At 67.1% G+C, this 12,870-nt stretch carries 12 protein-coding genes; 3 read left to right on the top strand and 9 right to left on the bottom strand.

The genetic code is table 11. From position 1 onward, the window contains the following. Nucleotides 1-122: 122 nt before the first annotated feature. From A5775_RS15560 to A5775_RS15545, 4 genes are all read right to left on the bottom strand, one after another. Entirely contained in the window at nt 123-869 is a 747-nt protein-coding gene (locus A5775_RS15560; protein WP_067253945.1) for a succinate dehydrogenase/fumarate reductase iron-sulfur subunit, read from the bottom strand. Next, nucleotides 870-2,798: a fumarate reductase/succinate dehydrogenase flavoprotein subunit gene (locus tag A5775_RS15555; protein WP_067253941.1), complete on the bottom strand. Its 1,929-nt coding sequence runs from the start codon at nt 2,796-2,798 to the stop codon at nt 870-872. Nucleotides 2,799-2,844: 46 nt separating this feature from the next. After that, on the bottom strand, nt 2,845-3,672 hold the full coding sequence (locus A5775_RS15550) for a hypothetical protein (RefSeq protein WP_067253936.1): 828 nt from the start codon (nt 3,670-3,672) through the stop codon (nt 2,845-2,847). Nucleotides 3,673-3,766: 94 nt separating this feature from the next. Further along, nucleotides 3,767-4,081 carry a hypothetical protein gene (locus tag A5775_RS15545; RefSeq protein WP_067253932.1) on the bottom strand — a complete coding sequence of 105 codons (315 nt, stop codon included), beginning with the start codon at nt 4,079-4,081 and terminating at the stop codon, nt 3,767-3,769. 105 nt (nt 4,082-4,186) lie between these two features. On the opposite strand from A5775_RS15545, the gene A5775_RS15540 reads away from it, so the two are divergent. After that, entirely contained in the window at nt 4,187-4,948 is a 762-nt protein-coding gene (locus tag A5775_RS15540; protein WP_067253929.1) for an isocitrate lyase/phosphoenolpyruvate mutase family protein, read from the top strand. 65 nt (nt 4,949-5,013) lie between these two features. Here the strand turns inward: A5775_RS15540 and A5775_RS15535 are convergent, their stop codons facing one another. After that, on the bottom strand, nt 5,014-5,466 hold the full coding sequence (locus tag A5775_RS15535) for an Hsp20/alpha crystallin family protein (protein WP_067253925.1): 453 nt from the start codon (nt 5,464-5,466) through the stop codon (nt 5,014-5,016). Nucleotides 5,467-5,693: 227 nt separating this feature from the next. Here A5775_RS15535 and nirB point away from each other — a divergent pair, with 227 nt between their 5' ends. Both nirB and nirD read left to right on the top strand, forming a co-directional pair. Beyond that, nucleotides 5,694-8,288 (top strand): nitrite reductase large subunit NirB, encoded by a 2,595-nt coding sequence (gene nirB / locus A5775_RS15530; protein ID WP_082953038.1) that lies wholly within the window; start codon nt 5,694-5,696, stop codon nt 8,286-8,288. Continuing rightward, nucleotides 8,285-8,653 carry a nitrite reductase small subunit NirD gene (gene nirD, locus A5775_RS15525; RefSeq protein WP_067253918.1) on the top strand — a complete coding sequence of 123 codons (369 nt, stop codon included), beginning with the start codon at nt 8,285-8,287 and terminating at the stop codon, nt 8,651-8,653. Before nirB ends, nirD begins: the two co-directional genes overlap by 4 nt. A gap of 12 nt (nt 8,654-8,665) precedes the next feature. On the opposite strand, the gene A5775_RS15520 is transcribed toward nirD, so the two are convergent. From A5775_RS15520 to A5775_RS15505, 4 genes are all read right to left on the bottom strand, one after another. Beyond that, nucleotides 8,666-9,121, bottom strand: a complete 456-nt coding sequence (locus A5775_RS15520; protein WP_067253915.1) for a hypothetical protein — start codon at nt 9,119-9,121, stop codon at nt 8,666-8,668. A gap of 31 nt (nt 9,122-9,152) precedes the next feature. Next, nucleotides 9,153-9,923 (bottom strand): sirohydrochlorin chelatase, encoded by a 771-nt coding sequence (locus A5775_RS15515; RefSeq protein WP_067253912.1) that lies wholly within the window; start codon nt 9,921-9,923, stop codon nt 9,153-9,155. After that, nucleotides 9,914-11,065 carry a uroporphyrinogen-III synthase gene (locus A5775_RS15510; RefSeq protein ID WP_156660720.1) on the bottom strand — a complete coding sequence of 384 codons (1,152 nt, stop codon included), beginning with the start codon at nt 11,063-11,065 and terminating at the stop codon, nt 9,914-9,916. The genes A5775_RS15515 and A5775_RS15510 overlap by 10 nt, the downstream gene beginning before the upstream one ends. 89 nt (nt 11,066-11,154) lie before the next feature. Further along, entirely contained in the window at nt 11,155-12,600 is a 1,446-nt protein-coding gene (locus tag A5775_RS15505; protein WP_067253904.1) for an MFS transporter, read from the bottom strand. Nucleotides 12,601-12,870 lie beyond the last annotated feature (270 nt).

Below are 12,870 nucleotides of genomic sequence, written 5' to 3'. Positions count from 1 at the left end.
GAGCTGCCTTTCCGGTCGTGGGCAAACGGCCGTCCCCAGACGGCCCGACAGGATGCAGTGTGGTTACCCGGGCACCGCGACGGCCTAACCCCGCGAGCCGGGTGGGTGCGCGGCGCTTGTGCTCAGCGACGGAACAGCTTGTTACCGAGCCACACCACCGGGTCGTAGCGGCGACCGGCGACGCGCTCCTTCATCGGGATGATGGCGTTGTCGGTGATCTTGATGCCTTCGGGGCAGACGTCCGTGCAGCACTTGGTGATGTTGCACATTCCGACACCCGCCTCGTCCTGGGCGAGGTCGCGCCGGTCCCCCGTGTCGAGTGGATGCATCTCCAATTCCGCGATGCGGATGAAGAAGCGAGGCCCGGCGAACGACTTCTTGTTCTCCTCGTGGTCGCGGATCACGTGGCACACGTTCTGGCACAGGAAGCACTCGATGCACTTGCGGAACTCCTGGGAGCGCTGCACGTCCTCCTGCGCCATCCGGTACTCGCCGGGTTGCAGGTCCTTGGGCGGCTTGAAAGAGGGGATCTCGCGGGCCTTCTCGTAGTTGAACGAGACGTCGGTGACCAGATCGCGGATCACGGGGAACGTCCGCATCGGCGTGACGGTGACGACCTCGTCCTCGGCGAACGTGGACATTCGGGTCATACAGAGCAGCCGGGGATAGCCGTTGACCTCCGCCGAACACGACCCGCACTTGCCCGCCTTGCAGTTCCACCGGACCGCGAGATCGGGGGTCTGGGTCTGCTGCAGGCGATGGATGATGTCGAGCACCACCTCGCCCTCGTTGACCTCAACGGTGAAGTCCTGCAGCGCGCCGCCGGCCTCGTCGCCGCGCCACACCCGCATCGTCGCGTTGTAGGTCATTTACTTCTCCGTCCTGGGGTTCCGCCCTGGATGCCCGACGAGTTCCTCGTCGGTGTAATACTTCTCCAGCTCGGCGATGTCGAACAGTTCCAGCAGATCGGGCCGCATCGGCGTCTGATCTTTCTTCGTGATGGTGATGTCGGGAATCACCTCGTCGCCGGCGGCCGCCTCGCAAACCAGCAGCTGCTTGCGCCATGACGAATCCATCGACGGGTGGTCGTCGCGGGTGTGCCCGCCGCGGCTCTCGGTGCGTTCCAGCGCGGCCTTGGCGACGCATTCGCTGACCAGCAGCATGTTGCGCAGGTCGATGGCGAGGTTCCAGCCCGGGTTGTAGCGTCGCTGCCCCTCCACATGGAGGTTCTTGAACCGCTCCCGCAGCTTGTCGAGCCGGGTCAGGGCCTCGGAGACCTCGTCAGCCTTGCGGATGATGCCGACCAGGTCGTTCATCGACTGCTGCAATTCCAGTTGCAGGGTGTAGGGGTTCTCCCCGGGGCCGCCGTTGGCGGGTGCCTCGAAGGGGGACAGCGCCCGCTTCGCCGCGGCGTCGACGGCGCCTTCACCGATCGTCGGACGGCTGCTCAGCGCCCGCACGTAGTCGGCGGCGCCCAGGCCGGCGCGCCGGCCGAACACCAGCAGGTCCGACAGCGAGTTGCCACCCAGCCGGTTCGAGCCGTGCATACCGCCGGAGCATTCGCCGGCGGCGAAGAGCCCGGGGACGGTGGCCGCCCCGGTGTCGGCGTCGACCTCGACGCCGCCCATCACGTAGTGGCAGGTCGGTCCGACTTCCATCGGCTCCTTGGTGATGTCGACCCCGGCCAGCTCCTTGAACTGGTGGTACATCGACGGCAAGCGGCGGTTGATCTCCGCCGGCGTCAACCGCGACGCGATGTCGAGGAAGACGCCGCCGTGCGGGCTGCCCCGGCCGGCCTTGACCTCGGAGTTGATCGCGCGCGCGACCTCGTCGCGCGGCAACAGGTCAGGAGTGCGGCGGGCCGAGTCGTTGTCTTTCAGCCACTGGTCGGCCTCTTGCTCGCTCTCGGCGTACTGGCCTTTGAACACCGACGGGATGTAGTCGAACATGAACCGCTTGCCGTCGGAGTTCTTCAGCACGCCGCCATCACCGCGGACACCCTCGGTGACGAGGATTCCTTTCACGCTCGGCGGCCACACCATGCCCGTCGGGTGGAACTGGACGAACTCCATGTTGATCAGCGACGCGCCCGCGCGCAGCGCCAGCGCGTGCCCGTCGCCGGTGTACTCCCACGAGTTCGAGGTCACCTTGAACGACTTGCCGATCCCGCCGGTGGCCAGCACCACCGCGGGCGCCTCGAACAGGACGAACTGGCCGCTCTCGCGCCAGTAGCCGAACGCGCCGGCGATCGCGTCGCCGTCCTTGATCAGTTCGGTGATCGCGCACTCGGCGAACACCTTGATGCGCGCCTCGTAGTCGCCGACCTCGGCGTAATCCTCCTGCTGCAGCGAGACGATCTTCTGCTGCATGGTGCGGATCAGTTCCAGGCCGGTGCGGTCACCCACGTGGGCCAGCCGCGGGTAGGTGTGCCCCCCGAAGTTGCGCTGGCTGATCTTGCCGTCTTTGAGGCGATCGAACAGCGCGCCATAGGTTTCCAGCTCCCAGACGCGGTCCGGGGCCTCCTTGGCGTGCAGTTCGGCCATGCGCCAGTTGTTGAGGAACTTCCCGCCGCGCATCGTGTCGCCGAAGTGGGTCTGCCAGTTGTCTTTCGGGTTGGTGTTGCCCATTGACGCGGCACAGCCGCCCTCGGCCATCACCGTGTGCGCCTTGCCGAACAGGGACTTGGTCACCACCGCGACGCGCAGACCCCGTTCACGCGCTTCGATGACCGCGCGTAATCCCGCGCCGCCGGCGCCGATGACAACTACGTCGTAGGCATGCCGCTCGACATCAACCATGAAAACCCTCGCTAGCTAAGTTCTGATTTTGAAGTCAAATGGCTTTTCAGCCAACAAATCTCAGGTCGGGAATAGTGCCGCTGGCCACCAGCGCGATGTAGAAATCGGTGAGCATCAGGGTGCCCAGCGTGATCCAGGCGAACTGCTTGTGCCGGATGTTGATGACGCTGACTTTGGACCAGATCCAGTACCGCACAGGGTTTTTGGAGAAGTGCTTGAGGCGCCCGCCGGTGACGTGCCGGCACGAATGGCAGGACAGCGTGTAGAACCACAGCATGATGACGTTGCCGAGCAGGACCAGGTTGCCCAGCCCGAAGCCGAATCCACCCGGCCCGCTTTCGGAATGGAACGCGACGATCGCGTCGTAGCTGTTGACGATCGAGATGAGGCAGGCGATATAGAAGAAGTACCGGTGGGTGTTCTGGACGATCAGCGGGAACTTGGTCTCGCCGGTGTAGTGCACGCGGGGCTCGGCCACCGCGCATGCGGTGGGCGACTGCCACACCGTGCGGTAGTAGGCGCCGCGGTAGTAGTAGCAGGTCAACCGGAACAGCAGCAGGAACGGCAGCGAGAGCGCCGCGTACGGCAGCCACCACACGTCCGGCAGGAACTGCGGCCAGATGTCGCCGGCCTCACCGCACGCCTTGCTGACGCACGGCGAGTAGAACGGCGTCAGGTAGTGGTATTTCGGGACGAAGAAGTAATCCTGCTGGAACGCCCTGGCCGTCGCGTAGATGAGGAATGCGGCGAAGCCGAGGTCGATCCTCAGCGGCGACATCCACCACCGGTCGGTGCGTAGGGTCCGTTGCTGGATACGGGCGCGTGTGGGTGAAAAGACACCGGACGCAGGACGGTTCGCCGTAGGTGCGCTCATCTAGTTGTTCCTCTTCGAACGGGCTGTCTGTCGAAGGGTACACAGATGCAAGCCCCCCTCCCGCGGGGGGCTTGGGTCGGGGTGTTCGGGTTGTTCAGGACCTGTTGTGACCGCCGACGCCCTCGTCGTCGACATCACGCCAGAATTCGCTGTCGTACTGGGTGTCCGGAATGACGATCTTCTCGCCGGACTGCTGCACGGTGGCGCGTGCCAAGTCCAATTCGGAGACGTCGGTATCGAGCAGGTCGACGTCGGACAGGATCCGGTCGGCGTCGATGACGATGCGTCGCATCGCGGGGCTGTCGCCGTATCGCGACCGCAGGGAGCTCACGCACCGCCGCAGGCCGCCGATGAGGTCGTGCAGTTCGGCGAATTCGGTCGTGCCAGTCGTGCTCGGCGTGCTCCTCAAGGGATCTCCTCGGCAGTGTTTCGGATCACAGTACGCACTCAATACTATCCACGGCGCAGCCGAACGTCAGAGCATTGAGCCCGGACGCCAAGGGAGCAAACACTTATGACGGGCCCCACCACGCCTGCCGAGCGCGCCGCCGCCCTGTTGAGGCTGCATCGGCCGGGGAACCCGGTCATCCTGCCGACGGTGTGGGACGCCTGGTCGGCGCGCCTGGCCGCCGGCGCCGGATTCGTGGCGCTCACGGTGGGCAGCCATCCGATGGCGGACTCGATCGGCAAACCGGACAACGAGGGCATGTCGTTCGACGACGTCCTGGATCGCGTCGCGCAGATCACCGCGGCGGTCGACGTCCCGGTGTCGGTGGACGTCGAATCCGGCTACGGACTCCCGGCGGACCGCCTGATCGAGGGCTTGCTGGGCGTCGGGGCCGTCGGGCTGAACATCGAGGACACCGTGCACTCGCAGGGCAAGCGACTGCGGTCCGCCGACGAACACGCCGAACTGGTCGGCGCGCTGCGGTCGGCCGCCGACGCGGCCGGGGTCCATGTGGTCATCAATGCCCGAACCGATCTGTTTCTGCGCCAGGACGGCGAGGAGTCCGACCGCGTCGACCGCGCCGTGGCGCGGCTGAATCTGGCCGCGGCCGCCGGCGCCGACGTTCTGTACCCGGTCGGGCGTCACCACCCCGACACGTTGCGGCGCCTGACCGCCGAGTTGGTCTTGCCGGTCAATGCGATCGCGCTGCCTGACGAGGACGACCCGGCGTCCTTCGGTCCGCTGGGCGTGGCGCGGATCAGCTTCGGGCCCTTCCTGCAGGCCGCGCTGACGGGCCGGGCCAACGAACTGCTCGCCCGCTGGGGCTGACGCCGAGCAGACACAAAAGCCCCCGGCACGCCGTGCGTGCGGGGGCCCTTGCGGCTTTTCGGCGGTTACTTGGTGATCGAGATGCGCTGCGCCTGGTTCCCGGCGTACGCACCGCTGACCCGCACCGTCAGCACCCCGGCGTCGTAGGTCGCCGTGATCGCGTCGCTGGTGACGTGGGCGGGCAGCTGGAACGACCGGCGGAACGACCCGTACCGGATCTCCCGCAGTGTGCGGCCGTCTTTCTCCTCCGCGTGCTCGTCGCGGTGTTCGCCGTGGATGACCAGTCGGCTCATCCCGTGCCAGGGCTCCACCTCGACGTTCACGTCCTGGTCGACGTCAACGCCCGGGAGCTCGACCCGTACGATCGCGTCGTCGCCGTCCCGGACGATCTCGGCGGCGGGCTTGAAGCCGCTGGTCGCCGGGTTGTTCCAGTCCGCCGCCGCGGCGGGGCCGAAAAAGTCGCGCAGCCACCGGTCGGTGTCCCAGGCCGGTCGCGACCACAGTGCGAGGTTGCTCATGGTGCTTCCCTTTCAATTCCTTGATCTTCGTTGTGAGATTCCTGTGACCGGCTCTGCCACGACCGGCTACTAGTAGAAACATGAGTCGACCACGCTTAAGTTCCAGCTGGCCGTTCGCCGGCAGCGAACAATCACTCACAGCCGTCCCTGTGAGTTGTGAGATCCTCGTCATAGGACTGTCACATTGTGCGAAAGAGACGTAATTTCTGGCCGTTACTCTCAAAGCCATGTCTGCAGACGGGATTTCGCGCGCAAACTGTGCGCAGCGTCACATCATCGTAGTCGGACATGGCATGGTGGGGCACCGGTTCGTCGAGGCGCTCCGCGCCCGCGACTCCGAAGGGCGTTGGCGCATCACGGTTTTCGCCGAGGAGACCGACGCGGCCTATGACCGGGTGGGGCTGACCTCCTACACCGAAAGCTGGGATCGCAAGCTGCTCGCACTACCCGGCAACGAGTACGCGGGGGACGAGCGGGTCCGGCTGGTACTGAACCAGCGGGTCACCGAAATCGACCGCGCCACAAAGTCGGTACTCACCGCCGACGGCCAGCGCCACGACTATGACACCTTGGTCCTGGCGACCGGGTCTTACGCGTTCGTGCCGCCGGTACCCGGCCACGATCTGCCCGCGTGCCACGTGTACCGCACGCTCGACGACCTCGACGCGATCCGCGCCGATGCCCAGCGCGCGGCGGAAACCTCGCACGCCACCGCGGGCGTGGTCATCGGCGGCGGTCTCCTGGGGCTGGAAGCCGCTAATGCGCTGCGCCAGTTCGGATTGCGGACCCACGTCGTCGAGATGATGCCGCGACTGATGGCCCAGCAGATCGACGAGGCCGGCGGTGCGCTGCTGGCCCGGATGGTCGGCGACCTCGGCATCTCCGTCCATGTGGGTGCGGGCACCGCGTCGATCGAATCGGTCGACCACCCGGACGGCTCCACCTCGGTGCGGGTGCGCCTGACCGACGGCCAGGAAGTCGACGCCGGCTTGGTGATCTTCGCGGCCGGCGTCCGGCCGCGCGACGAGCTGGCGGTCGCCGCCGGGCTGACGCGCGCCGAGCGGGGCGGGGTGCTCACCGACGTGTCCTGCCGGACAAGCGATCCCGACATCTACGCGATCGGCGAGGTCGCCGCGATCGGCGGCCTGTGCTACGGCTTGGTGGGGCCGGGCTACACGTCCGCCGAGGTGGTGGCCGACCGGCTGCTGGACGGCGTCGCGGAGTTCGGCGAGGCGGACCTGTCCACGAAGCTCAAACTGCTCGGCGTCGACGTCGCCAGCTTCGGTGACGCGATGGGGGTCACCGAGAACTGCCTCGAGGTCGCCGTCAACGACGCGGTCAACCGGACGTACGCCAAGCTGGTGCTCTCCGACGACGCCAGGACCCTACTCGGCGGCGTCCTGGTCGGTGATGCCTCGTCCTACGGGGTGCTGCGGCCCATGGTCGGCAGCGAACTGCCCGGGGATCCGCTCGCGCTGATCGCCCCGACGTCCTCCGGCGGCGGTGAGGCGTTGGGCATTGGGGCGCTGCCGGATTCGGCGCAGATCTGCTCGTGCAACAACGTCACCAAGGGCGATCTGAAATGCGCGATCGCCGACGGCTGCGCCGATGTCGCCTCGCTCAAGTCGTGCACCTCGGCCGGGACGTCATGCGGGTCCTGCGTGCCGCTGCTCAAGCAGCTGCTGGAAGCCGAGGGAGTCGAGCAGTCCAAGGCGCTGTGCGAGCACTTCGGCCAGTCGCGTGCCGAGCTTTTCGAGATCATCTCCGCCACCGAGCTGCGGACCTTCTCCGGTCTGCTGGAGCGCTTCGGCCGCGGAAAGGGTTGCGACATCTGCAAACCCGTGGTCGCCTCGATCCTGGCGTCCACCGGCTCGGACCACATCCTCGAGGGCGAGCAGGCCTCGCTGCAGGATTCCAACGACCATTTCCTGGCCAACATCCAGAAGAACGGCAGCTATTCGGTGGTGCCCCGGGTCCCCGGTGGCGACATCAAGCCCGAGCACCTGATCCTGATCGGCCAGATCGCCCAGGACTTCGGCCTTTACACCAAGATCACCGGCGGCCAACGGATCGACCTGTTCGGTGCGCGGGTGGACCAACTGCCGGAGATCTGGAAACGCCTGGTGGACGGCGGCATGGAATCCGGGCACGCCTACGGCAAGGCGCTGCGCACGGTGAAGAGCTGCGTGGGCACCGACTGGTGCCGTTACGGGCAGCAGGATTCGGTGCAGCTGGCCATCGACCTCGAACTGCGGTACCGCGGTCTGCGGGCACCGCACAAAATCAAGATGGGCGTCTCCGGCTGCGCGCGCGAGTGCGCCGAAGCCCGCTCCAAGGACGTGGGCGTCATCGCCACCGAAAAGGGCTGGAACCTCTACGTCGGCGGCAACGGCGGCATGACCCCCAAGCACGCGCAGCTGCTGGTCAGCGACCTCGACACCGAGACGCTGGTCCGGTACGTCGATCGGTTGGTCATGTACTACATCCGGACGGCCGACCGGCTGCAGCGCACCGCGCCGTGGGTCGACTCGCTCGACGGAGGTCTGGATCATGTGCGTGAGGTCGTCTGCGACGACTCGCTGGGCCTGGCGGAAGAATTCGAGGCCGCAATGGAGCGGCATGTGCAGAACTACAAGTGCGAATGGAAGGGGGTCCTCGATGATCCGGACAAGCTGTCGCGGTTCGTGTCGTTCGTCAACGCTCCCGACGCCGTCGATTCGACGGTGACATTCACCGAGCACGCCGGTCGCAAAATCCCTGTGTCCATTGGCATGCCGACAGTCCGCGCGGCCAACTCCGGAGGAACGAGGAAGGTATCATGACGCTTCTCAACGACATTGCAGTGTGGACGAGCGCTTGCTCTTACGACCACCTCATTCCGGGTCGCGGCGTCGGCGTCCTGCTCGACGACGGCTCCCAGGCCGCCTTGTTCCGGCTCGACGACGGCTCGGTGCGTGCGGTGGGAAACGTCGACCCGTTCTCCGGGGCGGCGGTGCTGTCCCGCGGCATCGTGGGCGACCGCGACGGCCGCGTCACGGTTCAGTCGCCCATCCTCAAGCAGGCGTTTTCGCTCGAAGACGGCTCCTGCCTGGACGATCCGAATGTTTCGGTGCCGGTGTTTCCGGTGCGGATCACCGCCGACGGCTTCGTCCAGATCGCGCGCGACGACGAGCCCAGGGCCGCCTGAGCGCGCGAGGTTTCAACGGGTGATGTCGCCGACCAGGTAGCGCTGCATCGTCGGTCCGATCGCGTCGACGAGCGCGTCCACCGACATCGAATGCAGCGGCTCGGAGCGGATGCCGTAGCGCATGATGCCCAGGCCCACGAGCTGAGAGGCGCACAACGAGGCCCGCGTGGCGGCCTTGTCGGCGCCGAGGATTTTCAGCAGCGGGCCGAACACCGGGCCCACGAAATTGCTTTGGACGATTTCGGCGGTCTTGGCCATACCCGTGGATGCGACGGCGCTCGCCGCGAACGGCCCGCCCCCGGCGGCATCCCAGGTGGTGATCAGCATCCCCAGCGTCCGGCGGCCTACCTGGTTGACCCCTCCGGTGACGATCCGGTCGATGAATTCCGGTGTGCCGAACGGCAACCGCAGCATCTTGGCGACGGGGTCAAGGAGCCCGGGCGACGGCTCTTCGCGGCTACGGGGCATGGTGCCAGGATCGCCGGTTCGAGACCAAAGATCAAGGAATTGGCCGCAACGTGCGCGCGTGGGTGACCTGACGCTGGCCCGAACGGCGTGACGCATGCCGGGCGGTGGCGGCCAGGGCGGGCGGCAGGGCGCGGCGGAATCGGTTCGCGATCAGGCGTGCCAGACCGGGATGAGTCCCCAGCGGCTGACTGATGAGATCGGCGCCGCAGCAATGCAGCCGTTGCTGGAACAAGCCGTCGGCCAACAGGTAGGAGGCGGCCACGACGCGTCCACCGCGAGGACCACGACGCCTCGACCACTCGACCGCCTCGTGCAGTTGCGGGTCACCGGTGGCTGCGAACGCCAGGCTCACCCGTGACCCGGTGAGCGCCGACAACAACGTCGCCGTGGTGTGCAGGTCAGACCGCGCCTTGTCATCCGAGGTGCCCGCGGCCGCAAGAATCACCGAATCGCCCGGGCGCCAACCGCATTTGAGCAGCTGATCGCCGACGATGCGCGCGATCTGGCCGCTCGGGCCCAACGCGGAGGTCACGGTCACGTTCGGATGCCCGCTGATCGCGACGTGGGCGGGCAGGTCGGCCCGGACGTGATATCCGCGCGACAGGAACGCCGGCACCACGATGGCCGGCCGGTCGGCGGCCTTCACCCCCGCGAGGACCTCGCTGGGGGTAGGGCCCACCACATCCACGAACGCGACGTCGACCGTGCGATGAACGAGCGTACTCACCTGTGCCGCAAGGTCTTCGATCATCGTCACGCCACCGGGCCTACGGGTGCCGTGCGCTACCAGGATCAGTGCCATGGGGATTTACCGGGATGGTCGATCGCGAGCCGGTAGCCGCGCTTGACCACCGTCGCGATGATGTTCTTGTCGCCCAGCGCCGTTCGCAGCCGCAGCACGGCGGTATCGACGGCGTGGGGGTCGTTGCTGTTGCCGGGCAGCACCCGCAACAGGTCGTTGCGCGCGACGACGTCGCCGGGGCGCTCCGCGAGTGCCCGCAGCGTCGCCATTCCCGATCCCGACAGCGACCGCGGCGAACCGTCGACCAGCACACAGGTCCCGCGAATCTCCATCTCGTGGCCACCCGCACGGATGATGCACGACCGAAGTGTCGGGAGCTCCTGGGCGATGTGACGGGCCAACGCCCCCAACCGCATTCGTTCGGGCGACGACGTCGGGACCCCGGCACGGATCAAGGGCTGGGCGGTGACCGGGCCCACGCACATCGCGTGCACGTCGCTGCGAAGCGCTTGCAGCAGTAGGTCTTCGAGGCCCAACTCGCGGCTGCGCTCCAGCAGCGCCGCGCCCGCGGGTGCCGAGGTGAACGTCACCGCGTCGAACCGTCGCCGGGCGACCGACGCGACGAGTTGGTCGAATTCGCCGCCCGCCGGCGTCGGCTTCCAGCGGTATACGTGGAGGGGGACCACCTGCGCGCCCGCGGCCCGCAATCCGTTGAGGAATTCCGGGAAAGGATCCCAGCTTTCGGCCGCGCCGTGCAGCTGGACGGCGATCCGCTTGCCGGCGACATTCGAGTCGAGCAGGTATCGCAGGACTTCGCGCGACGATTCGGATGCGGGGGACCACTCCTCGTGCAGTCCGGCGGCGCGCAACGCGCCGGTCGCCTTCGGCCCGCGGGCCACGATCCGCGCCGTGGACAGCGACGCCAGCAGTTGGGTGGCCAAGCCCCAGCCGTCGGCCGCGGCGAGCCAGCCGCGGAAGCCGATGCCGGTGTGCGCCACCAAGATATCGGGTGGCTGGGCGATCACCGCCTCGGTGTGGTGGTGCAGTTCTTCGTCCTCGGGCAGCGCGATGAGGTTGATGGCCGCGGCGCTGGTGACCTCCGCGCCGTTGCGGCGCAGCAACGCGCACAGCTCTTCGGCCCGGTTCGCCGACGTGACAGCGATCCGGTAGCCGGTCAGCGGCGCGGACTCTGGTGGGGCCAGTTGGGGGGCCATATGAAGTGTGTATGCCTGCGACGTTTCGGTTGCGTTACCGAGCAATTGCTGTGGCATTGCCCGTGTTGCGAGTCCGCTCACACATGCGCGGCCTCGGCTTGCGGACGAGCGTCGGACAGGCCTGGGGTCGCGGCGGGCCGCCGGACGTAGGCCATCCACGTCATGACCGCCGCTCCGACGTAGGAAGCCAGAAACACCCAGTACGCCGCCGTCTCGGTGCCGGTGCTCAGGTAGGACTGCCGCAGCGCCAGGTTGATTCCTACGCCGCCGAACGCGCCGACGGCGGAGCAGATGCCGATCAGCGATCCCGACTTCGCGCGCGCCCAATGACGGCGGCCGGCTTCGCTGATGTCCAGCCCGCGACTGCGCGCCTCATAGACCGACGGGATCAACTTGAACACCGACCCGTTTCCCATGCCGGACAGGATGAACAGCACCAGGAAGCCGGCGACGCCGCCGATCATGCTGACGGGGCGCGAAATGGCGTGATGGTCCTCGAGGGCACTGACGGTGACCAACAGCGCGGCGCCTACGGTCATCCCGGCAAGGACGTGCAGCGTGACACGGCTGCCGCCGACACGGTCGGCCAGCCGGCCGCCGTAGATGCGCGCCAGGGAGCCCAGCAGGGGGCCGACGAAGGCCACCTCCGCAGCGTGCAGCGCCGCGTGCTTGGCGCTCTCCCCGTTTTCCAGGAAATGGACTTGCATCACCTGGCCGAAGGCGAAGGAGAAGCCGATCCAGGAGCCGAAGGTGGCGATGTAGAGCAGCGAGATCACGTGGGTGTCGCGCTCGAACAGGATCGAACGCATGGTGCTCAGCTGGGTGCCGTGGGGGATGTTGTCCATGACCAACGCGGCCGCGATCGCCGCGACGACCAGCAACACCAGGTAGATCGCGCACACCCAGTACGGGGCCTGATGCCCGGCGGTGGCCAGCACCAGCAGGCCGACCAGCTGGATGACCGCGACCCCGAGGTTGGCGACGCCGGCGTTCAGCGCCAGCGCGGCGCCCTTGAGCCGCTGCGGGTAGAAGGCGTTGACGTTGGCCAGCGAGGCCGCGTAGTTGCCGCCGCCCAACCCGGTCAGCGCGGCGCACAGCACGAAAAGCCACAGTGGCAGACCGGGATTGGCCAGCAACGCGATCGTGCCTGCCGTCGGGATCAGTAACACCAAGGCGGAGAACGTCGTCCAATTGCGGCCGCCGAAGGCGGCGATACCCAGGGTGTAGGGAATCCGGGCGCAACCACCGACGAGGGTGGCCACCGCGCCCAGCAACAGCTTGTCGCCGGCGGAGAAGCCGTAGACGGACCCGGGCATGAACAGCGCCATGACGGGCCACAGCGTCCAGATCGAGAACGCCACGTGGTCACCCGCGATGGTGCCGAGCAGATTGCGCCGGGCGATCATTTTGTTGCCGCCCTCCCAGGCGGCCGCGTCTTCTGGATTCCAGTCCGCTATGCGGCGGTGTCGGCGCGGCGAAAATGCTTGGGCGCGTTGGTCTATGGACTTGGCGCGTGCATGCATACCGATCCCTCTCCTTAGAAGCAGTTCGGGGTCTGGCGCCGACGCGTGTGGTGCCCCGCATGAAGGGGCATGCCCCGCCGTGGCTTCCGATGCTCACATCTAGGACGCGAGCGGGTCAACCGGAAGCGGCCGATATCGGCTGTTAGTTGATTACCAGTTATCTGGTAAGTCCCTGAAGGGCCGGTCGTCGACGCGAATATCGGCTGCCGCCAAGTGATCTCACACCGGCATGCGGGTTAGTGTGAGCTGTCCTACAGTCGAGCGCCGGTG

It is taken from the genome of Mycobacterium sp. 852002-10029_SCH5224772 (genome assembly GCF_001667315.1).
Taxonomy (GTDB): domain Bacteria; phylum Actinomycetota; class Actinomycetes; order Mycobacteriales; family Mycobacteriaceae; genus Mycobacterium.
This window is presented reverse-complemented; position numbering and strand designations above follow the sequence as displayed.